The following is a 20,954-nucleotide window of genomic DNA, read 5'->3' as shown; positions in this document are numbered from 1 at the left end:
TAGTCAGGACTGCATCTTATGATGAAATGGCGTTTTAGTTTCAAATACACCGGTTCGATTCATGGAAGCGGGCCAGCCGAAGAGATCAGGTGGGGCAACGCTATACAGCTCACCGGGCTTCGGTCGGCACAGATACGACAAGGGTTATTCGAAGCAGTCGTCCGAGGCGGTCGTCGCGATAGGCACCCGGATAGACATGCGTCTGCCCTCCCGCGGCCGTTCGAACAACGTTCGTCACGTCTCGCATTTCTGTCGGCCTGATTGATGCGCCTGCGATCAGGACGAATATTCCTGTCGCACTGATCGGCCTGACGCCTGCCCTGTTCAACTCCTGAAGCGCTCGGTGAGTTGCCTCCTGCGCCCGCATCACTCCAGCGCTGTATCCAACGCTGATGTACGTGACGTTATCCGCATGCTCAAGGGCCTCGCGAACGTCCGCGAGGTCGACGCCGATGACACCGCGCTCGCCCATCGCGCCGGCGAAGCCACCAACGAGGCAGGCGATTTTGTGCTCGAGGCCGTCCCGGACAAGGTCGATCCGCAGGCTCGACTTGTCGTGGCCGTCCGCAACAGGCGGACGTGCTCTTTCAGACGAGAACACTCTCACACCCGCCGCAAGTGCTCCTGTTGCACGAACCCGCTTCTCGACCCGGGCGGCGACTTCCCCGGCCGCAGGGTCTTCGCCGTTCCAGAGCACAAAGGTCACGTTGGCATCGACACCCGCTGTGGATGCGTTCTCTGGCGAGCGACGAGCCAACTCGCCAGCCGGCGCCAGGCGAAAGAGTTCGTCGGCGATGCGGGTGGCGAAGCCGCCGACCCCTACTACTGCGCAAGGCGGCGTTTGCGCGTTGCTTCCGCTCTCGAACATGGCTTGACCATCCTGTCTGGGCATCCGAAAACTGTCACTGAGTGGGCGGCGAAAAGAAGATAGCCGTCGATGGTCTCGATTTGAAGAAGGGAACCCCGGTCTCTGCCGGAGATTGCGAACCAGCGTTCATGAACGTCTGCGAGCGCCCCTGTCACGCCGCTGCGAAGATTGCGGCGCAATCCGTACCAGCGCTTTAGCTGCTCACGCGTGACCTTCGTGAAGCCGCCGTCCCGGATCGACAGGAGCTTTCCGTCGAGAACGGTCGAGGAGCGGACATTCGCTATTCTGGCTGCCATGACCATCTACCCCTTGATGACGATTTCGATTTGAGACGGATCGACGCCGAAGGTCATCGCCAAGCCTGTTTTCGCCTGCGCGATAGTCAGTGGGCGATCGACCACTTTCTCGGCGTGAGTTGCCGGCCACGCCTGCCAATCAAGGCTTTTGGGGAGTTTGAGCGTTCTGAATTCGGCATAGTGCACGGGATTTGAGCCGCCCGAGGTCCAGACTTCATCAACCGGCACTGTGAGCACCGCATACCGGCTGAACGTGACGACGTAGCGATCCCGGTCAGCTCGCACGCCGTTGATTTCGCCGACAAAGAAAGCAGCTCCATGCGGCTCATCGCCTTCCCGTTCAGCCCGCCGTGAGTTGCGTGTGGCCACAAGATATTTACAACTGGACAAAGAATGGGCATTGGCCCGCCAGTACCCACACCCGCCCTCCTTAAACATCGTGTCGACGCTCTTATAGGTGAGAACAAGGACAGTATCGTTTTGCACAGCGCCTCCGCGGCGATACGAGGTTGAGGTATGGGATCGCAATATACACCATGATGCCTCAGTATGTGGCAGTTGAAGAGCAAAATCGGATGGTTGTAGCAAGTAACGTAACATAGAACGGGCTGGTTCAAATTCCCCCGCTGCTGACGGGAGGTGGGTTGACCGCAGGCGATTCAGATGTACGATCGCGCAGTTGCGCGGCCAAACTTTGTGCTGGGCCTGGACACCATCAGGAAAATCTTGACTGCTCAGATCTTCAATTTCGTCGACGAGAAGCGTCGACGCACCCTGATTACCGATGGCCATATCGGCCCGATCGACTTCTATCGGGTCGGTCTGGCGTTCGGCTATACACACGTCGCCCATGTCGGCACCGGGATCGAACATCGTGCTGTGAGCAACGCGAGCGGGCGGACATGGTCCGTTGACGATCGTCCCTGGGGGCATGCCGGTGAGTCCGCGCATCAACTCGCTTCCGACGTCGTCTGGCGGTTGCGGCCCGACTGGCAGGACAGTTTCTGGTCCTGGACGTTTTTTGACGACGTCTGTCGTAGCTTTGTCCGTGCGTTCCTCTTAGACGCGGCGGCCGAAGGCGGGCACGTGACGGCAGGACGCCTGCAAGAGTGGATGCGTGACGAAGCGATAGGCCGCCCGGCGTGGGCGACGCGGTGAGGCGGTGAGGCGGTGAGGCGGTGAGGCGGTGAGGCGGTGAGGCGGTGAGGCGCTGAGGCGCTGAGGCGGTGAGGCGTGGGGGGCAGGCGCCGTGTGCGGCAGCCCAATAGGCGCAAACGGAGAGACGGATCTTCGGAAACGCTCAGCAAGCGTTGCTGAAGATGCGCGGAAAGGTGAATGCCGCCCCGAAGGGCGGCATCCTACAGTGTGTCAGGCAGCTTGACGGAGTTCGGCGTGTTGAGCCCGTGCTTCATCGCGTGCCTTTTTCTTTGCTTCGCGCGCGGCCTTGCGCGCTTCTCGCTTTGCATACTGCTTTTTCCAGACGTCGTTAAAGTCCTCGCCCTCCGTCACTGCATAGATGATGCGGCAGCGCTTACCCTGGCTTTCGGCCTTTTGCTTGATCTTCTCCGCAAAGTGCTGCCCCGTCCTGTAACCCTTGTCGGGAAGGAGTCGATCACGATCTGCATAGATGTCGATTTCGTCATACTGGTCCCAATCGAGATCCGCGTCCCCAAGGTTTCGTGCGTTCAGAAGCGAACGCACTTCCCGGCGGTTTTCGCACGCAGCAACACGAGCGAAGCCGGTTTCAGAACCTTCCACCAGATCAAGCTTCCGCGAAACGGCCGTATTCAGCTTGATGGATGCGCCGGCCAGCGGATACGGCGAACTCATCTGCTTCTTCGCGGCTGAATCTCCTTGTTCGTCGACAAAAGGTACTTTCTCGCCTTCCTTGGTGAGGAAGGTGCGATGCAGTGTGACTGGCGTGCGATCTGATCTTCGCGCCCTTAACAGCATCACTGGATACTTGCCCAGTTTCTTGCCCGTATGGTCGACGAAGGTCATGCCCGGGTGATACGCGACGTCGGGCGACAACCATTCCCGTTTCAGACCGGGCACGCGACCGGAGATGTATTGCCATACCGGGGAGTCTTCAGTTACTTCCGGCGCGCGATGATCCCATGCGTACTGCAGTGCGCGCCGTTTATCCTCGTCCGACTGGTCGTCCCGTCCCTTCGCCTCCTTCGGCGGCGGTGCTGGTTGAAAAACCGGCATGCCTCCGTTGTAGTTCCCGGTACGGATTTCATAACACAGAGTCCCCCACTCCTTGCCCGTGTATTGCTGAAGCAGGCTTAGGCCGTTTCCGGTGCCACAGTGAACGCAGAACCATCGTCCGTTCGAGGCATTCTTGTAGAACTTGAAGCGGGTCTTACCACCACAGTTCGGTAGCGGACACGAGCCGAGTTTCCCTTTGAGGTAATCCTCGTGGATTCCGTAGGCGGGCAAAACGGCAAACCAGTCCACCTTGTCCAGATCAATCCTCTCCCGGACGGGCCGAGGTTGCGTGCTACGCGTTTTGCTGTTCATAGCTCTTCCTCATGCCAATGAATGGCGACAAAAAAGGCGCAGGTACTGCGAAGTCAGAACCTTCTTGATGAAGCTGAGTAGCTGCATCAAGAAGATCCCGTGAGGGACCTTCAGGGCGTCAGTGAAACTGACGCATTTTTTCTAGAATTCGCTATACATCCGTTGCGAATCCGTGAAATTAGTTAGGACCGGAAACGGAATATCGTTATCCATCTCGTCGAACCCACCGCCTTGAGGATAGCTGCCGGTCGCGGGTCGCGCACCAGTTGCTTGTCCCGGTGACGAGCCGTTGCTGCCACCCGCAGAACGAGCGCCGCCACTGCTGCCTGCTGGCCGACTACGGTTGCCGTTTCCACTGCGTTGTTCGCCGTCGGCACCGTCGCCGCCGCCGCGGCCGCCAAGCATCTGCATCTGGTCGGCAACGATCTCGGTTGAATAGCGATCGGTGCCGTCCTGAGCCTGGTACTTGCGCGTGCGGATGCGTCCCTCGATGTAAACGGACGAACCCTTCTTTAAGTATTCCGAAACGATTTCAGCTAGGCGCCCAAAAAAATTCACCCGGTGCCACTCGACGCTCTCTTTGAACTCCCCGCTCTGCTTGTCCTTATAGCGATCGGTCGTTGCCAGCCGGATGTTTGCCACCGCGTCGCCGCTGGGCAGATAACGTACCTCCGGATCGGCTCCGAGATTCCCGACAAGGATGACCTTGTTCACTGATGCCATTTGCTTCCCTCCAGGCTTCGCTCGAAGCCGTTGAAAAATTCGTGCGAGTCGGGCGCGATACTTCGCGCCCTCCTCTCCAGTTACTTACCGTTCGCGTAGCGACGACGTCCGTTCATTGCCCGCGCAACCACATGCAGGTTGAAAACGTTGCGGGTTCGCCGTTCGGACTCGCCGTCACCCTTCACGGTCGTGAAGGGCTGCGTGCCCTTGCGAATCTGCACCGTGTCGCCCACCTTCAGGTCGAAGCGTTGCGCGAGAGTTTGCATCTCGACGCCGCCGAACTCCTTATCTCCGTCCGACTCGGTATCGAGAGTCATCGTGTAGATCTTGAATCCGCGACCACCCGAACGCCTGCGGGCTTGCCACTCAAGAGTTTTGATCACACCCTGGTAGGCGTCGGGTTCCCATGTGGGTTCCTCGTCGTCGACACTGGTTTGACCAACCTCCGGGGGCGCCATCTTTGCCTCTCGAGCGACAAACTGCTCGTAGTGGTCTTCCTGCTGCGAACTCATGGACTCGGTGTTCATCCACGGCGGCATTTCCGGCGGCAGATCACCGTCACCGTAGTCCGGCATGGCGTCCGGCGCAGGCTGTCGCTCGTCCGGGGCCGGCGCTGCAGCTTTCGATGTCTTCCCCGGTTTGGCCGGTTGGGACGGTGCGGGCGACTTCTTCGCGGCTGCGATTTGCGTTGCCGTGAATCGGATCGCTTCGTCGAGGCTGAAGGCAAGACCATGCTTCTTTGCCAGGCTCCGGGTAAACGGTTCAAGCTTCGACTGTTCCTTCTGATCGAACCGTTCCACCTTGCCCGCGTCGCGATACATCGAGAACCGATACGGACGTCCCCCGATCTTCCGGATGGCGTGCTTGTCGGCGATCGTTACGTCGCACGCGTGCAAACCGCTGCGAACCGCTTCCTCCGTCGAAGGAGCGGCTGTCTTTGCAGCAGCGGGCGCCTGTCTTTCGACTGGCGTCGCTGAGGCTGACGGCGCTTCCCGCTTCTGAGGGGCTGCGGCCACAGCGGGTTCAGCGACAGACGCCGCTTCACCCGCCTGCGAATCCAGCTTCGCTTTCGCGACATCGACAGCCTGCTCTTCGCGCCGCGTGATCCGATAGGTCATAAAGACCCGCGCGGTGTAACGCGCAACTTCGCGGAACCCCATGAAGACGTGCTTCACGATGTAGAACGCCGCGCGGAACACCAGCAGAGCGACGCCGAAAATGCCAAGGTTCATGGAGCCCATTACTGAACCCTCCAACCTGTGACATCGACGTACTCCGCCAGCTTCATTTCACAGTCACGGACAAAGCCCGGACTTGTGATCTTTGCGACGGTGCGAAGCAGACCCTTCAGATGCGGGCGCATCACACGGCCAAGACGACGACGCAATGCGTGCACGTCGCAGCCGAGCTGGTTTGCAACCCACTCGATCGTCACGCAGACATCCTTGACCACCTTCCCATCGATCACTTCCGTGCGTCGTGGACGCTGGAAGCTGTAGATCCACGCGAGGCAGTCATACAGCCGCGTCTGATTGGCATCCGGTGCCGTAAAAGGACCGAACAGGTCCCCTGACGACTCCTCGAGGGCGACGCACTGGAAGCTCGCGCGCAGGTCGTTGCCCATCAGGTTCCACATCGACTTCGCGAGGATGGTCTCCGCGCTGTCCGACCGGTCGATTTCAATCTGACTGCTCGCTTCAACGACAACGACGTCGTCATCGAGGTCGTCAGGCTCCGCCAGCGAAACGGTACGAACTTCGCTGAGCTTCGCGTGAGCGGTCACGACAGTCGCGCAGACGGCAGCGGATTTGGCTGCTTTCTTCGGCTTTGTGGCAACGACGGGTGCGGGTGCCTCCGGCATCACCTTCGCGCTGTCAACGCGCTCAAGACTTTTCACAACGATTCCCCAGTTCATAGTTTCTCCGTGGGTGATGCCCCATCAAGGGCGTTAAAAACCGGAGAAACGGGCCATGAAGCCTTACCCCTGGGATCGCATCGCGACCACAGGGGAAAAGCCTTTCGGGCTTTCCCGCTCGGTTACAGCGCGGCCACGTCGATAACGTAGTCGGCCATTCCTTGCAGTTCCTTCGTCTGGGTAACGAAGTATTCGCGGCTATAGCGCCCAATTTCGAGCACCTTGCGCTTCATCGCGATGAACTTGCGCTTCTTATCCTCGTCAAGCGGACCGTCTGCCTCATCCGTGAACAGCGTGTCGTACCGATACCTGCCGGATTCGGCGAGATACAGCGCGACTGCACGGGTGACGCACTCATTGACGAAAACTTCCTGCCCACCACTGAGATCGTCGATCGACTTCTCGGGGCCGCCCTGTGTGTCGCGGACCTTGATGTCGAAGCCCTCCCGGACCTCGCCGCTGCGCAACTCGTGCTGCGTCGCAAAGCGCACGACAAACTGACCGTCGTAGCACTGCTTGAGCAACTCGTTCGCGTAGGCGGAAATTTCCGGACCGGCGTCGTCAATCTCGAATGCGACCAGGCCGTCCTTGCCAGCGGCAGACGAGGTCTGCTTCCAGTGGGCGATCTCTATCGAGAGCGTGTCGGCCATGCACCGAACAGGTTCGAGCTGCTCGAGCTTCACCTGCACCTGCGCGAGTTGGCGCTCAGCGTCTGTCAGTTGCCCGCGAGATTCGGCGAGCTTCTGCTTTGCAACCGCGACTGCCTGCTCCGCGTTGTTACGCGCCGCCAGAGCGTCCGCCCTGACCTGTGCAGCGATCTCGGCGGGGAGACCGGCAAGCCGCTGTTCGAGGACCTGTACCGCCAGACCAGACGCTTTCCGGCACTCGCCGACCTTCGCCTCGACTTCCGCGTCGAGCGCCTGCGATGCCCTGGCGTTCGCTGCTCGTCGGCCTTCGACTTCGGCCAGATGCTGCTCCTTCTGGGACAAGGTCGACCGGAGCACGGGTAGCTGCTGTCTCGCCTCGGCGATTGACTGTGCCCGCGCCGCCGTTGCGGCCAGTGCAGTAGCCTGTGTGGCCAGTTCGCCCAATTCAGCACGCAAGCGGCTTTCCTGGGTTTCGAGCTCGTCGAGCTTCGCGACTTCGACACCGGCACGCTTGAGCAACTCACCAGCCGACCGGTACTCCTTGCGAAGGCGGAACAGTTCAGTCGTCACCGATTGAAGTTGCGCTTTGGCCGCCAGCGCGTCGTTCAACAGTTCGCATCGCGACTGCAGGTCGGTCGCCACACACGGCACCTTGCCAGCCAACGCTGCCGTGTTCTCGATCTGCTCGATACGCTGCCGCGTCGCGCTTCCGTTCGTGAAAGCGTTCGCCTGCAATTCCGTCTGCTGCACGACAATGACACGATGTGGCTTGAGTTCTGCGACCTTCCGGGCGATCACCTCCAGTTGCGAGGTGATATCCGTCTGGCATTTTTGAACCTCGGCCAGTTTCGTGGCTGCCGCGATGACGCCAGCCTCTTCACCAATCCGGGCCTCGACTGTTTCGAGCTGCACCCGGATCTGGCGGATGTCCTGCGCGGTTGCCGTGAGGTTCTGCGTGAGATCGCGCTCCTGCTGCCGGTGGAGTTCGAGTGCCGCATTCGCCTGCTTGCGGATCGAACCGGCCAGGTCTTCCGCGCGACTGCGCTCCTCGTTGATCTGCCTGCGCAGGTCCGCACGCTGAACCTCGATCTGGCGCATACCCTCGACCTGTGCATCAAGGCGCACGACCGACTGGCGGGCGTCCTCTGCGACGGTCTCGGCTGAGTGAAGTGCGATGTTCTGCGCTTCAATCTGGCCGGTGAGGCGCGCGCGAAGTTCGTTCGCGACACGTACAGCGTCCCGTATCGACTGCTCGTCGCGCAATTGGGTGTGCATCTCATCGAGCTTCACCTGAAGCAGCGCGGAGACTTTGGCAGCGTCATCGCTCATCTTGATGAGGCGTTCGACGTCGAGCCAGATGCTGAGCAGTTTCTTGATGTCGCTCGTGTCATACGCGGCCAGCATGGTTCGCTTGGAAGCCGCGAAGGCAGTCGTGACAAATACCGGACACTTGCCGAGGATTGCTTCAAGGCACCGGTCGTACGACGCGACGCTGCCGTCCGACTTTGTGCCGTCCGGCATACTGACTGGCTCCCAGTTCAGGCCGCGACGCTCGAGTAGATACGCCGACTGGGACTGACTTTTGCCCGTGGACTTGAATAGCAGATGGGTCCGGTAGACGGCCCCTTCGTGCTCCCAGTCGAAGCGCTTTTCAGCGACAGGCGATGCGAGTTCGTTCCAGTAGGAAAACGCGGTGGGGGTTGCTTTGCCTCGCGCCCGCCCCGGCATGATGCGGTACGGGTGGAGGTTATCGAGGATCGTCGACTTGCCTTTGCCATTCGGCGCAGACAGAGCGATGAGTGTTGCAGTTTCGGGGATGGCCGTGAGGTCCAGGGTGATCTCGTCTTTGTGAAGACCGTACGTGATCCCTGAAAAGCCCTTCAGATAGAGCCCAAGTGGCTTCATTTTCGATCTCCATGCCGCAGGAGCGGCGATTTGAAAACGTCCGGAGCCGGAGTCTCAGAGAGATCGACGTAGATGCTTGTCCTTGGCAGCCTTGCGGCAAGGAAAAACACCTGCGATTTTTAATGCGTTAATGCCGCGCTGGCGGCGAGCAAAGAATACAACAAACGGGGAACGGATACCAGTGCTGATTGGAGACACACCGGCGATCCAGAGGATCGCCGGTGGCCCATATCACTTTCAGTTCACTTCACGGGTGTCGATTGCTCCCACAGCTTCCGCCAATGAACTGCATAGCACGCAGCCACAGCGGGCGCGTGTCGCAGAATCACGGCGTTCTCCGCATGTTCTGCGGAGGCGGCAGCTGCCGTGTAGTTGAAGGAGCCAAGTTCGACGGTGTCAGAATTGATGATGATCGCCTTGTCGTGGAGCATCGCGATGCTGCTATCCATGCGGACCGGAATTCCGTGGCCCACGAGATAGCTGACCTTCGACGCCTTTTTCTGGTTCTCCTTCGCGTCGACGACGACCGCGACCTTCACGCCGGCATCCTTCGCCGCGACGAGTGCCTTGGCTACCGGCCACGAGGTGAACTCGTAGGCGGCCATGCGGATCGAATGCTCGCCCTTACCGGCGCTCGCTTCACGGATTGCTTTAACCACCTTCGCTTCCGCTGTGCCCTCGGGCGAGAAGCCGACGTCGAGGGTCGAGCCTGGAGGCAGCGGAATGCTGTCGCAGTTCGCGTGGCCCTTGCTCGTGATCGACGGAAGATCGGCGTTTGCCTCGGACGCCTTGGGAGCACCCATAGCCGACGACACCTTGTTTTCTGCTTTCGTGATGACGTCCGCTACGGGCTGGACGCTTTCCGCGATCCAGTCATACCGGCCCGCATGCGACAGCGTCGACGCCGTCAACAGCGTCAGCGCGGCGATTGCCTTGATCGTTTTTTTCATGTTGAAGTCCTTTCAGGATGGATGTAGCGATGGTTTGCGGGTCCGACGTCTGGAGCATCTCCAGACGCGGGACGATCATTGATGCTTCTGCTTCGTTGCCGGTTGCCTCGCACCAGCGCGCCGCCTTCAGCGCGAGTGATGCGAGCCGGGAAATGCCTGGTGCGCGTCGACGGATGGCCGGGATCACCCGACCGTCGATATGCACCTCCTGCGCCATCCGCAGAATTTCCCGGATGGCCTTGCGATCTACCGTCGACGCGAACTCCTCGTCGATTTCGTACGTGACGCGCACAAATGCGCCAGACAGATCGCTAGCGTTCGTCCTCAGATAGTCGAGGTCCGGGGCGCCTTCGAATGTGAAGTCCACCATCCGGCATGCCGGCGTCTCGACAAAATCGAAACTGGCGGAGCGTGCGAGGACTTCCCAGATGAGGAAACCGCGCTTGCCGGTTTCACCCCAGTGATTGCGACCGATACTGCCGGCGTATGCAATCAGCTGTGAGACGCCCTCGAACTCGCGCGACCAGCTCTGGTGCTGATGGATGTGGCCGAGCATCACGGCGGAACAGAGCGCGGCATACAGCCCGCCCGTCGTGAACTCGTGATCGAGGCCATCCATCGGAACACCCGTTTCCGTGCGCGCACCGCTTACCGTTCCGTGCCCAATGAGAACGGTCGGTATGCCCATCGCGCGCAGTTCGCGATTGATGGGTGCGAAGACGCCAGCCATGAGTCCCGCGAGCACGTCACCCATTGCCTGTGCGACGTGTTCCGCGCCGACCGATGCGATCAGATCCGCACGATTGACGGTAGGAACGGCTGACACGACAAGGTCGGCACCTCTGCACTCGCCGGCGGACTGCACCCACTTCCAGCGTTTGTCGATCAGCGCGATCTGGCCAATGCGGTCCACCACCTCAATGCCAAAACGCGCGGAGACAAAACTGAAAAGATGGAGCATGCCCAGTGGTTCGTGCGAGAAGGTGCCCTGTAGCAGCAGAACCGGGCAATGATTTGCCAGGCGCTGAACCTGCCGTACGAAGTCCTGAAATGCCGGGACGTGAGCGCCGAGTGGGCGATCAGTTGAGTCGCCCGTGATGATGGCGACATCAACGTTTGCTGCGATGGCGTCCGATACCGCGCTTTCCATGCACGGCCCAACCTCGGCGATGGTCGTCGGCGCGTAGTGAAGGTCGCTCAAATGAGCGATCCGCACAGCCCGTCCGGATTGCTGGTTCATGAGAATCCCCTCCTGCCGCATTGAGCGGCGTATAAAAACAGGACAGGAGGAGAGAGAGGCTTTCCCAAGACCGAAGCCTTGGGAAAGCCGCTAGGCGGCTTTCTGTGTTGATACTGATTTCACCCTACCGCTCAGGAAAGCCCCGGGAGAGGCCTTCCTGTTACCCGTTACGCGGGCGTGGCAAGATCGTGGGACGCCCCGATGGTCTGGAGCGCGGCGTCGCGGCCGCCGGCGAAGAGTTGGTCCATATGCCCGATGATCTGGCGCATTTTGGGAAAACTCCTGTGCCAGTCATCACCAAACTTTTCCCGCGTGTACACCGCGAACTGCGCCTCGTCGATCTGAAGATCCAGAGGCATCAGTCGCACACGCACGACGAGGTCGATGTCCTTGCCGTACTTCATGAGTTTCTGCAACGCGTCGAACGTCTGCTGGAGAGCGCCCGGCTGATTACGCCACTGCGCGCCATACTTCCTTTCGACGTACCGGTAGAAAAGCGCGGCGTCGCAGCCGGCCGTCTTCAGGCCTGCCTCGATCTGCACCAGAACCGGGTCGACAACCGAGACCGTTTCCTGTTTTGCGACACTGGCTGACTGCGCCACCGTTGCCTGTTGAGCAGGCTCGTCGACGGGCGCCGTTGCGGCCGGATTGGCGAGCCACGCGGCAGGGACCGTCGGTGCAGCGAGAGCAGCATGCGACGAGGCAAGCAACGACCCCATGTCGAGATCGGCAGTCAGTCGAGGAACCCACTGCAGGCCCTTCTTCTTTTCGCCATTCTCGTCGTAGTAGACGCGCTCCTCCTGTACCTTGCTGAGCATGAAGACGGGCTGTCCTGGCTTCTGGGGATTCGATCGCGGGATGTACCCGAGGGCATCCTTGATCTGATCCAGTGTCGCCCAGATGTTTTCCGCCGCGTATTCCGAACTCGTCTCGAGCACAAGCAGGCCGAGGCCAGAAATCAGCGGGAGGAAAAACTTCACCTGCCCTCTGAACTTGCACTGCCCCGTCTGGAACTCCTTGCACACCCGCGGCTCACACAGGCTGCGCACCTGCCAGTCTCGGCGCGGCACCCGTCTGATGCCGGCGCTTCGCTGCTTGAGGATGTCCTGTGGCTTGATGGCCGGCAGCGCTTCGCAGACGCGATTACCTGCGTCGTCGAATGCAGAGCGGAACTTGTCCGGGCCCGTATGGCTTTCGAACCGGTGCGGGAAAAAATCGAGGAGATGGTCCGAATGGAAAAGGACAGGCATCTTGTACAGCTGACGTCCCTCGCCGCGGTCTTCGCCATAGACTTCGAGGATCTTCTGGGCGAACAGCGGCAAGACAAAGTCGGTCGCTGACACGTTGAAGTACTCGGTGTTTTTCGGATACATCGGATTCGCGATATCGGTCTGCTCGCGAATCAGTTTCTCGATTTCGGAAGCACGAAGCCGATCGCGCTTACCTGCCTCGAAAATCTTGACTGCGTGCTCGTTGCGCTTTGCTGCTTTCGTGAGTTCCTTCGTGCCGCAACGGATCTTGCCGGTAGCGCGAGCGCTGCCGTTGGTCTGCAGGCGGTCGGAAAGAATGGATTTCGATTTGATGGTCATGTCTGCCTTCCTGGACGTGCGTCCGGACGGTTATCGCCGGCGGTTGCCGGATCGATCCTCATGCCATTACTGGCGATTAAAGGCAGGCGTGCGCGTCGCGCACTGGGATGGTGACTCCATGCCAGTGGGCACGCTGATGACGTGATGCTCGTTGATGTGATGCAGTCGATCGCCGAAGCGATCCGGGCGAGAGCCCTGTCATGCGCCAGGGGGCGCGGTCCCTTGAAGCACAACCAGTGTAACGTGACGACGGACGAACGGAAAGGGGTTACCTTCCGTTCGCCGTTGTCCGCTTACGCGAGCGCCCAGACGCCACGCTCGGACCGGGCAAACTCTGCATGCAACTGCAGCGTCTGCCTCACCTTGGCCTGCCAGTTCGGGTTCGATGCGACCTTGTCAGTCGCGGCCGACACCGCTTCATAGATCTTCTGAAGTGGCGCACTGCCCCCGAGTTTCATCAGCACGAGTTTCACCACGTTGCGCCAGGTGCCTTGCAGGCGCGCATGCGCTTCGCGCGCTGTGATTGCGAGCACATCGAGCACGGTCCGTGCCTTCTTCGCGAAGAGCACGATGTACTCATGCGTGATGAAGGGCAAAGCTGTCTTGCCCGCGTATTTCTTGAACGAGCTCATCGTGTTGTGCTGCGCCTTGATCAGCACGCCCGCCAGTTCGTCCGACGGCATGCGTGCGATCAGCTCGGCCTGATAGCTCGTGTAATTACCACGGCGACGCCAGTCTCCGATGATCACGCCATAGTAGCCACCATCGACGGTGGCGTCGCGCTGATTGAGCACGCAGTACGCAAGCTTGTTGTGGAAGTCCTCGTCGTCGACGCAGTGTGACAGGTCATCGGGATGAGGAGTCTCGCCCCAAACTTCTCCCGAATATTTGATCTGCCCCCCGTAAGGTGGATGCGACAACACGAGATTACCAGGCTCCCCAGTTCGTTCCAGGATGCTGTCACGCAACGCGTTGAAACCCATGTGCAGATCGAGCCCATGCGCGCGGATGTTCATGTCCTTGCAGACATCGATGCTCGTGCCCGACCCCATCATCGGGTCGATGAATACAGGATCGGCGAGGCCCACGAGGATCTGCTCGAACAGCGTGCGGTATACGTGACCGCTACAGTTTCCGCGCCACGAAGCCTTACCCCACTCGCCTCTCGAAGGGAACGACATGATGCTGCTGTTGCTGTTACTCATGAATGCACTCCTTGACTGTTGCCGATCGGATCGGCGTTGGAAAAAGGGAGTGCCCAAGGGGCACGCCGGTCTGGATAACCGGTGTGCCCCCTGATTGTTGATCGCGAGGCTCGCGCGCTACCGCAAAGGCGGGCGGCGCGCGAGACTTCGCGGCGGTGTCAGTTACCGATCGTCCCCTCGCGGATCGCGCGATTGAGGCCGGTCAGATAGTCGAGAATTGGAACAGCCTCGTACCTGGACGTATTGAGTCGAGCGACCTTCTGTTCGTCCCAGGTTTCGAAGAGGACATTGCCTGTACACTTTTCGCGGATCACCCAGCTTGCCGTTTTCACGAATCACCTCCGCCGGGAAAGCCTACGATTGCGTGCGCAGCAGGCCACCACCGTTTGGCGCGCGAATTCGAAGCGATCAAGGCATGCGGTGCCAGGGAATACCGGACGTTCCTTAGAGAGTGTGCCATCCGATTCCCGGTCCTCTGTTTAGTCTGTGGCAGGTTCGCGTGTCACCAGCATCCATCTGAATGACGGCGTGAGAGCCCCAGCGATCTTTCACGATGCTTTGCACCGTGCCAGCGTTATCGCGGGGCTGCTCGCCGGGACCGCACACTACGCCTACACGCTGGCCAACTGCGGGCAGCATGGGGGCCGTGATTGCGGGGCCCGTTTCGGGTTTCGTCCTCGCAGACAACTTGTTGTTCATGGGTTTCTCCAGTATGCCAATGAAGGCGTGTGAAAACTGGAGTGTCAGGAGACACAGCGGTGGTTCCTCCACTGCTGTATGCCCTGCCGAACAGGTTCTTGATGGGTGGAAGCGGAAGAGGTCCCCGAAGGGACCTCTTGCCACTGCTCACGACTGTTACTCGCGGACAGTGGAGCCGGATCAGTCTGCCGACTGTGCCGGGGCACCACGGCCCACCGCGCTGATGAGAGCGCGGACGCCCGACTGGATCGGTTGAACGACTTCACGTGTGAAATCGAGCACCTCACCGACGAACAGATTGGCGAGTTTCTTCATGAGGATTCTCCGGTTAATTAGACACCAGGGTTTGAAAAGGGACTACTTACTTGAGGCTTCTCACGAAGCGCTTGAAGGCCAACCACGACACCCACCCGAAGGCGAAGACGTGGAGGACCAACGTGACCACATGAGCAGCCGACAGCAGGTCGCTGGTCAGCGTGTCATGTGTCGCCACAGCCAGCCCTTCGATAACCGAATGGCTGAACAGTGCCGATTTTGCGACGAGAAAGAGCATCACAACCGAGGTGAAAACGTCGGCAGCGAACCTGACGAGCGTTTCAAGAGAGTTGGTCAGCTCTTTCCTGAGTTCTTCCGATAACCTGAATTTCATTGTTGTTCTCCAATTGCTGTTAATCCGCTTTGCAACGTTTCCGTTGCGCTTACCAATTGATGCCGGGTAAATCCGGCGCGGACAAAGCGATCTGCCGAGATGTGGCATTCCAGAACCCATCGGCTCTGGAATGCCTGTGGAGGCATTCCCTCCTGTCGTCTCCGGCGGAGAACAGCAGGCATTTGCTGGCGCTTGATGCACTCAGGTTGAGCCAAAGCCCACTTGTGCCATCAGTCCGGGGTTCGCGACCGCGAATCCGATGTTTGGCATGCCGAGTTCGTAGACCGAGCCTGACTGCGTGAGTACCCGATGTGTCGCGGGATCGCAGGCCACGATGACAGTGGTCTGGCCTCCGGCGCCCCAGGTGACGCAGCGACCGACGACCTTGGAGCGGTCGGCGATGCTGTCCTTGATACGCGGGAGACTCCAGACATCGAGGCGAGCCTTCATTGCCCGGCTCGAGAGATCCTGAACCGGTTCGATCTGCGCTTGCTGTTTCATCTTTCATGTCCTCTCGGTTGATTGGGCACACACCGGGTGGCGCCCATGATCGCGATTGCCGGTATGCCGGCGGGGAAAAGCGATCTGCCACGGGGCATTCCAGAACCGCGTGTGGTTCTGGAATGCCGTGAGGCATTCCCTGTCGTTGAGGATTGTGTTGATGGCTGCGTCGTCAGAGCGGGCCGCCACCGTGCCGGTATGCTCCGGACGGCAGCTTCCATGCTGCTGGATCGACGAGAATTGGTTGCTGATACAGCGTCCCGAGGGCGACTGCCGCGGTCTCCTCGTCGTAGTCGTAGGGAGTGCCCTCGTCTGCAACCTGGTGAACGCTCTTCGAACGTGCGATCGTCATGCCGAACTCCACTTCATAACTGGCAATTCGGTCGAATCGCAGTGGCATGAGCTTGCGTTCAGTCGCGCGCTGGTCGGGATTTGCGAAGATGCAGTGGGCACATGACACCCGACTAAAACCGAGGTGATAGGCGGGATGGGCCACAACGCCGTGGCGTCGCAGTGCGTCCCATACCTGCTCCTCGGTCCAGTGCAGCACCGGTCGCCAGTGATCGACGTGACGGCTCTGCGTATGCGTTCGATCTCGTTCAAACACGTTGTAGCGTGCTCGAGCTGCCGACTCCTCCGCCCTCTCGCCCGTGATGACGAGGGTGCGAGACCCGATGAAGCGTTCCTGGTTCCGAATTGCCGCAGCGCCCACGTCGATTTTCAGGGCCGCGCTACACCAGCGCTGCGCGAGCGACGCGGTGACTTGCGGGAATTTGCGCCTCGTATTCGACGGCCCTGCCCCGCCTGCCACGACGAGACCCGACGGCGTCTCAGCCGTCACGGCCGCGGTTGGCTGGTCAGTACGCAACATCTCGCGCAGGAATCCACCCTCACGCCAGCTCACGTAGTACGGCAGGCGAAACGCGTCGGCGAGTTTGCGGCAATAGTCGGGCGTAATCGCCCAGTCCATGAAGGACTCGCCGTTTCCGTCGACGTCGTGATGCCATAGCTCGATTCTGGAGCGGTCAATGCCCAGGTCAAGCAGATGAAGCAGGCACGCGACCGAATCCTTCCCGCCTGAAAAGAACACGATGTACGTTTCGTAGGCGAACGGATCGAACAGAGGCTCGACACTTTCAGGTTCGACAGGCGCATCGAACAGAGTTTGCTGATGCATGGCTTTCCCTTTTTGATATTGGTGCCGAAGAGTCGGCGATCAGAAAAAGGGTTCGGGGGTTGGGATAAGTCAGATCCACGCACGTTGCGATACGCAGATTTCACTCATCACGGGCCATGCAACCGGGTGAAAGAAACGCGACTGTTGCCAGTCGCGTCCCTCAGTTCTTCGAATCCCTGCGTGTCAGGGCGCGCCGCGAACCTCCGCCGAGGCGTTGGCAAACAGTGCGTGCGCATACTTCAGTGCGCAGACCAGCATTTCGGCCAGCCAGACACCGAAGCCCATCTCGACAACGCACTTGTGCATGAAGGCGAGGACCTGCAGCGGGAACTCGGGCGCATGAATTGCGTGACCGAATTCCAGGAGCAGTTCGCACGCGACATACACGGCAATGGCCCCAAGCAGAATGGCTGTCGAAATACCAATCGATACCAGCGCCTGAAATTCCAGCACGTCCGTCGGCTTCGGGAGCGGCACTTTGCTCTGGGCGCTCAGCAGGCGGACGCCCGCCTTCTTCGCCGCGGACAGAATCACGATGAGGCTCGCGGCGACGAGCGCCGCGCTGAATCCGACCTGCATGAGCCAGCTCAGCGTGACGTCCGTGCCATCGGCGAGATGACTCAACGCGAAGAGCGGAATTGCGACTGCGATGAGCACGAGAACCTTGAGCAGTTCTTTCGCGTCGCCGGCCAGGTGCCCGATGAGATGCGACGCTGAATGTTTCAGGAACTGGGCGTTCGACTGCTGCGCGTTGCCAGGGCTCGCGTTCGCCGGCGCCTGGGGCGCAGGCGTCGACGACGTCTGCGACGCAGAGACCGTAGCCGGATTGGCCGCCTTCTGCTTCCGGTGCGAGCCGTTCCGGTTCGCTTGTTTGCGGGACGTCTGACGACGGGCGTTGTTACGGGGTTTCATGGATTACTCCTTGTTGCCATCTGGCGTTGGGAAAGGAGTATAGGACCGGGCCCGGAGTGGCTTAAACAACCGGAAAGACGCCCTGCATCGCTGGACAGTTTTTAAAGACCGTGAGCGTTGCGGGATGCCCTTCGTCGCGTTTGTTGAGCCCCGGAAAGGCTTCCGCGCGGCAATCTGGCGACTACCTCGCGGAAGCCCTCGCTGGGGCTCCGATTTCGGTTTAAAGCTTACAGACGCCCTTCCAGCCTGCGCCGCGCGAGGATCACTTCGGGATTGCACATCGCCGAGTAATACCAGCTGAGTGCGATGAAGGAGATCACCAGCAGCGCCGTCTGAGAGCATGCGAAAGTCACCATGAACCGGAAGTTCACGTCGACGTTCATCATGGCCGCGCTGAGAATCATGTAGATGAACACGAGCGCCGAGATCGCGATTCCCGAGATCAGGACAGAGTGCATCTTGCCGGCCGTTGCGAAACGGTAGTTGCAGATTTCGCGAACCAGACCCGAATCACGCGGTGTGACGAAGAGCACCACGACAGCGCGGACGAAAGCCTGGACCTTTGCGATTACGTTCTTCATGAGATTCCCCTTGAATTGCCGAGAAAACGGCGTGGTAATCGGGGAAACCTTCGCGTGCCGAAGGCTTTCCGGTGGGCGCCGAAGGACGCTCACGGGAAAGCCTCTGGAAGAGGCTTTTGATTTCAGTGAACGCGGCGACTAGCGTCGCGAGAGTGCGTGAGCGTGCAGTCGCCTGTTCGTTGCCCGCGCGGACAGCAGCATCTGGATGGCGAGCCGCGCGCCGAAAGCGACGAGCACACATACCGGGATGGACGCCGCCAGAGGCGGGACATCGCGATGGAGGATGTTCGCAAACGCCACCGACTCGATGTACACGGCGACCGCAAACATCATTGCCCAGAAAAACACGCGGCTCGCGAGTTTCGTGTGGGCCGTGCGCTTGAGGTCGACGCTGTGAGCCGACAGACTGTGATAGCGCGTCACTTTGGGTGTGACGAACTTTGCCAGCATCGAGCTTGCGATTTTCATGAGTTACCCCTTATGTGCCGAAGATCGGCGTGAAAAAGGGATAGCCACGAACGTCTGGGCGGCTTTCCGACGCCCCCCTTAAGGCTGGCGCGGGAAAGCCCCGGAGGGGCTTTTTCCTGTTACATCCAGCGTGCAGATTATTGCCCGGCGGCCAGGTCTCCCGCCGGCTGCATAAACCCGTTCAACTCCTCGTACTGGCTATACGCGAGGTGCCAAACCACGCCCACGAACGAGAAGCTGGCCGCGGTGAGCAACACCCCGATGAGTATGCCCTCGGAAAGGGTGCCCTCACTGAGTCCGAACAGGAGGATCAGGGCACACGCAGCGATCGTTGTGAGGAGAAACCAGTTGATGCCTGCGTTGATCCTGGGAAGCGCGCCTTTGACGATCTGTGCGCTGCGCGAGCGCAACCGTGCGAGCGCAAAGTGTCCGGCAAGCGCGGTCCATCCGGTCGTAAGCACGATCCAGCCAGCGGCTGATCCGACCGTAAGCGCCTGCATCGCCATGCGCACCGTCATCGTCCCCGTCAACAGTGCGTGGACTTCGAAGAGGAGGCACGCAAAAACGACAGCTATCGCGGCGACATGGATAGCGGAGATGGACTTCGTGACGAATTTCATGACTAACCCCTTGTGATGCCGCGCACGGCGGCGTTTTAAAGAGGTTCGGGTACGTCTCGGGGCACATCCGCCATCGAGGCTTTCCGGTGTGGTCGTATGCGACACGCACGGGAAAGCCCTGAGGGCTTTCGATTTCAGGTTGATGACGCGTCAGGCGCGCTGGATTTGCGGGAAGGATGCCTTGCGCATCCGCGATTGCAGGAAGCGGCCGAATCCCGGTGCGTGATAACCAGCGAGCGTGAACCACGCTGCCAGCGTACCGAGGCACAGCATGCAGAAAGCAGCGCGCATCGTCATCGTGCCCGAGGGAATTGCAACCGCTTCGTACACACCAATTACGATCACCAGAACAGCAGCGATGATGTAAGCGACTTTCTGGATCAGATTTGCGATTTTCATGAATTACCCCTTTGGATGCCGTAACGGCGCTGAAAAAAGGGTAAGCCTGGTTTTCACGTTGTCCGTGAACTGGCTTTCCGATGTGGTCACAGGACACACAGCGGAAAGCCCGGACGGGCTTTCGATTTCAGGTTGATGACGCGTCAGACGCGCTGGATTTGCGGGAAGGATGCCTTGCGCATCCGCGATTGCAGGAAGCGGCCGAAACCCGGTGCGTGATAGCCAGCGAGCGTGAACCATGCTGCCAGCGTAGCGATGCACAGCATGAAGATCGCAGCGCGCATCGTCATCGTGCCCGAGGGAATTGCAACCGCTTCGTACACACCAATTGCGATCACCAGAACAGCTGCGATGATGTAAGCGACTTTCTGGATCAGATTTGCGATTTTCATGAATTACCCCTTTGGATGCCGTAACGGCGCTGAAAAAAGGGCAAGCCTGAGTTCACGGAGTGAATCTGGCTTTCCGGTGTGGTCACATGACGCACATCGGAAAGCCCAGAGGGCTTTCGTTCCTGGTTCGCTAGACGCGAACGGGTTCGGTTTTCGGCTTCTTGATGAAGACGACCTTCACAAAAAGTGCAATTGCGAACAATGCCCAGAAGAACAGCACAACAGCGCGCATGTCTTCGGGCTTGTGATGGCTATGCACACCATGCAGGGCGAAAATCACAATCCGCCAGAGAGCAGCCGCCAGCAGCGGAGCCCAGATGGGGGAAAGGAAAACGTACAGCAGGATGCGACGGCGAACACCTTTACGGATATCCACGAGAGTTACCTCTTGATAGTTGCGGGTTTGATGGTTTACACAGGCACTGGACCACACGGACTGGATCGGGGTGGTCGCATGAATGCGATCGACCCTTATTCCACGTTCGTGCAGACCCAGACACCGTTGATGCGCACTTCGGTCAGCTTGCAGCCATTGAGATAGACATAGGACTTGTTCGGGTCCTGGCTGTCGATCTGGCGAGCCGGGGTGCGCTGGTACTTGATGGTTTGCTCGTTCATGAGGTTCCTCTTGTTGCCGTAGCGGCGTGAAAAAGAGGAAGCCGGTGCGTGACGCAACGACTTTCGTGAGCCAAACA

General features: G+C 59.7%; 27 protein-coding genes. 2 read left to right on the top strand and 25 right to left on the bottom strand.

Features of this window, described 5'->3' with window-relative positions:
- Positions 1-109: 109 nt before the first annotated feature.
- The 3 genes from G3O01_RS09195 to G3O01_RS09185 are packed head-to-tail and all read right to left on the bottom strand — an operon-like array spanning position 110 to position 1,650.
- The gene (locus tag G3O01_RS09195; RefSeq protein ID WP_205804232.1) at positions 110-868 is read right to left on the bottom strand and encodes a hypothetical protein; all 759 of its coding nucleotides are present in this window, start codon (positions 866-868) and stop codon (positions 110-112) included.
- Positions 823-1,164 (bottom strand): hypothetical protein, encoded by a 342-nt coding sequence (locus G3O01_RS09190; protein ID WP_205804231.1) that lies wholly within the window; start codon positions 1,162-1,164, stop codon positions 823-825. Before G3O01_RS09190 ends, G3O01_RS09195 begins: the two co-directional genes overlap by 46 nt.
- 6 nt (positions 1,165-1,170) lie before the next feature.
- Positions 1,171-1,650 carry a hypothetical protein gene (locus G3O01_RS09185; protein WP_205804230.1) on the bottom strand — a complete coding sequence of 160 codons (480 nt, stop codon included), beginning with the start codon at positions 1,648-1,650 and terminating at the stop codon, positions 1,171-1,173.
- 177 nt (positions 1,651-1,827) lie between these two features.
- Between G3O01_RS09185 and G3O01_RS09180 the strand changes: the two genes are divergently transcribed.
- Positions 1,828-2,322 carry a hypothetical protein gene (locus tag G3O01_RS09180; protein ID WP_205804229.1) on the top strand — a complete coding sequence of 165 codons (495 nt, stop codon included), beginning with the start codon at positions 1,828-1,830 and terminating at the stop codon, positions 2,320-2,322.
- Between the two features lie 210 nt (positions 2,323-2,532).
- Here the strand turns inward: G3O01_RS09180 and G3O01_RS09175 are convergent, their stop codons facing one another.
- The 8 genes from G3O01_RS09175 to G3O01_RS09140 all read right to left on the bottom strand — a co-directional run bounded on the left by G3O01_RS09175 (position 2,533) and on the right by G3O01_RS09140 (position 12,656).
- Positions 2,533-3,687, bottom strand: a complete 1,155-nt coding sequence (locus G3O01_RS09175; RefSeq protein WP_205804228.1) for a primase-helicase zinc-binding domain-containing protein — start codon at positions 3,685-3,687, stop codon at positions 2,533-2,535.
- Between the two features lie 141 nt (positions 3,688-3,828).
- On the bottom strand, positions 3,829-4,410 hold the full coding sequence (locus G3O01_RS09170; protein WP_205804227.1) for a single-stranded DNA-binding protein: 582 nt from the start codon (positions 4,408-4,410) through the stop codon (positions 3,829-3,831).
- Between the two features lie 80 nt (positions 4,411-4,490).
- On the bottom strand, positions 4,491-5,651 hold the full coding sequence (locus G3O01_RS09165) for a hypothetical protein (protein WP_205804226.1): 1,161 nt from the start codon (positions 5,649-5,651) through the stop codon (positions 4,491-4,493).
- The gene (locus G3O01_RS09160) at positions 5,651-6,325 is read right to left on the bottom strand and encodes a hypothetical protein (protein ID WP_205804225.1); all 675 of its coding nucleotides are present in this window, start codon (positions 6,323-6,325) and stop codon (positions 5,651-5,653) included. The genes G3O01_RS09165 and G3O01_RS09160 overlap by 1 nt, the downstream gene beginning before the upstream one ends.
- A gap of 122 nt (positions 6,326-6,447) precedes the next feature.
- Complete coding sequence (locus tag G3O01_RS09155; protein WP_205804224.1) at positions 6,448-8,877, bottom strand: hypothetical protein; 2,430 nt, start codon at positions 8,875-8,877, stop codon at positions 6,448-6,450.
- Between the two features lie 242 nt (positions 8,878-9,119).
- Complete coding sequence (locus G3O01_RS09150) at positions 9,120-9,827, bottom strand: phospholipase D-like domain-containing protein (protein ID WP_205804223.1); 708 nt, start codon at positions 9,825-9,827, stop codon at positions 9,120-9,122.
- Positions 9,751-11,067: a metallophosphatase family protein gene (locus G3O01_RS09145; protein WP_205804222.1), complete on the bottom strand. Its 1,317-nt coding sequence runs from the start codon at positions 11,065-11,067 to the stop codon at positions 9,751-9,753. Before G3O01_RS09145 ends, G3O01_RS09150 begins: the two co-directional genes overlap by 77 nt.
- A 167-nt stretch (positions 11,068-11,234) precedes the next feature.
- Positions 11,235-12,656, bottom strand: coding sequence for a hypothetical protein (locus tag G3O01_RS09140; protein WP_205804221.1), 1,422 nt, complete (start codon positions 12,654-12,656; stop codon positions 11,235-11,237).
- On the opposite strand from G3O01_RS09140, the gene G3O01_RS09135 reads away from it, so the two are divergent.
- Positions 12,655-12,801 carry a hypothetical protein gene (locus tag G3O01_RS09135; protein ID WP_205804220.1) on the top strand — a complete coding sequence of 49 codons (147 nt, stop codon included), beginning with the start codon at positions 12,655-12,657 and terminating at the stop codon, positions 12,799-12,801. The genes G3O01_RS09140 and G3O01_RS09135 overlap by 2 nt on opposite strands.
- 148 nt (positions 12,802-12,949) lie before the next feature.
- Here G3O01_RS09135 and G3O01_RS09130 read toward each other — a convergent pair whose 3' ends face one another.
- From G3O01_RS09130 to G3O01_RS09070, 14 genes are all read right to left on the bottom strand, one after another.
- Positions 12,950-13,861 (bottom strand): hypothetical protein, encoded by a 912-nt coding sequence (locus G3O01_RS09130; protein WP_205804219.1) that lies wholly within the window; start codon positions 13,859-13,861, stop codon positions 12,950-12,952.
- Between the two features lie 158 nt (positions 13,862-14,019).
- On the bottom strand, positions 14,020-14,193 hold the full coding sequence (locus tag G3O01_RS09125; protein WP_205804218.1) for a hypothetical protein: 174 nt from the start codon (positions 14,191-14,193) through the stop codon (positions 14,020-14,022).
- Positions 14,194-14,740: 547 nt separating this feature from the next.
- A complete protein-coding gene (locus tag G3O01_RS45550) occupies positions 14,741-14,875 on the bottom strand; it encodes a hypothetical protein (RefSeq protein WP_277403017.1) in 135 nt (44 codons plus the stop codon).
- 46 nt (positions 14,876-14,921) lie between these two features.
- Complete coding sequence (locus G3O01_RS09120; RefSeq protein ID WP_205804217.1) at positions 14,922-15,209, bottom strand: hypothetical protein; 288 nt, start codon at positions 15,207-15,209, stop codon at positions 14,922-14,924.
- 201 nt (positions 15,210-15,410) lie between these two features.
- Positions 15,411-15,710, bottom strand: a complete 300-nt coding sequence (locus G3O01_RS09115; RefSeq protein ID WP_205804216.1) for a hypothetical protein — start codon at positions 15,708-15,710, stop codon at positions 15,411-15,413.
- Positions 15,711-15,882: 172 nt separating this feature from the next.
- Positions 15,883-16,887 (bottom strand): phosphoadenosine phosphosulfate reductase family protein, encoded by a 1,005-nt coding sequence (locus G3O01_RS09110; RefSeq protein WP_205804215.1) that lies wholly within the window; start codon positions 16,885-16,887, stop codon positions 15,883-15,885.
- A gap of 183 nt (positions 16,888-17,070) precedes the next feature.
- Positions 17,071-17,799, bottom strand: a complete 729-nt coding sequence (locus tag G3O01_RS09105; protein WP_205804214.1) for a hypothetical protein — start codon at positions 17,797-17,799, stop codon at positions 17,071-17,073.
- Positions 17,800-18,026: 227 nt separating this feature from the next.
- Positions 18,027-18,380 carry a hypothetical protein gene (locus tag G3O01_RS09100; protein ID WP_205804213.1) on the bottom strand — a complete coding sequence of 118 codons (354 nt, stop codon included), beginning with the start codon at positions 18,378-18,380 and terminating at the stop codon, positions 18,027-18,029.
- Between the two features lie 138 nt (positions 18,381-18,518).
- Complete coding sequence (locus tag G3O01_RS09095) at positions 18,519-18,848, bottom strand: hypothetical protein (protein WP_205804212.1); 330 nt, start codon at positions 18,846-18,848, stop codon at positions 18,519-18,521.
- A gap of 137 nt (positions 18,849-18,985) precedes the next feature.
- Positions 18,986-19,468 (bottom strand): hypothetical protein, encoded by a 483-nt coding sequence (locus G3O01_RS09090; RefSeq protein WP_205804211.1) that lies wholly within the window; start codon positions 19,466-19,468, stop codon positions 18,986-18,988.
- Positions 19,469-19,618: 150 nt separating this feature from the next.
- Complete coding sequence (locus tag G3O01_RS09085; RefSeq protein WP_205804210.1) at positions 19,619-19,867, bottom strand: hypothetical protein; 249 nt, start codon at positions 19,865-19,867, stop codon at positions 19,619-19,621.
- A gap of 143 nt (positions 19,868-20,010) precedes the next feature.
- On the bottom strand, positions 20,011-20,259 hold the full coding sequence (locus G3O01_RS09080) for a hypothetical protein (RefSeq protein WP_205804209.1): 249 nt from the start codon (positions 20,257-20,259) through the stop codon (positions 20,011-20,013).
- Positions 20,260-20,389: 130 nt separating this feature from the next.
- Positions 20,390-20,635, bottom strand: a complete 246-nt coding sequence (locus tag G3O01_RS09075; protein ID WP_205804208.1) for a hypothetical protein — start codon at positions 20,633-20,635, stop codon at positions 20,390-20,392.
- 95 nt (positions 20,636-20,730) lie between these two features.
- Complete coding sequence (locus tag G3O01_RS09070) at positions 20,731-20,877, bottom strand: hypothetical protein (RefSeq protein ID WP_205804207.1); 147 nt, start codon at positions 20,875-20,877, stop codon at positions 20,731-20,733.
- Between the last annotated feature and the right edge of the window lie 77 nt (positions 20,878-20,954).

The sequence above is a fragment of the Burkholderia sp. Ac-20365 genome (genome assembly GCF_017104715.1).
Taxonomy (GTDB): Bacteria; Pseudomonadota; Gammaproteobacteria; order Burkholderiales; family Burkholderiaceae; genus Paraburkholderia.
Note: the sequence above shows the minus strand (reverse complement) of the source record. Positions and strands in the feature narration are given on the sequence as shown.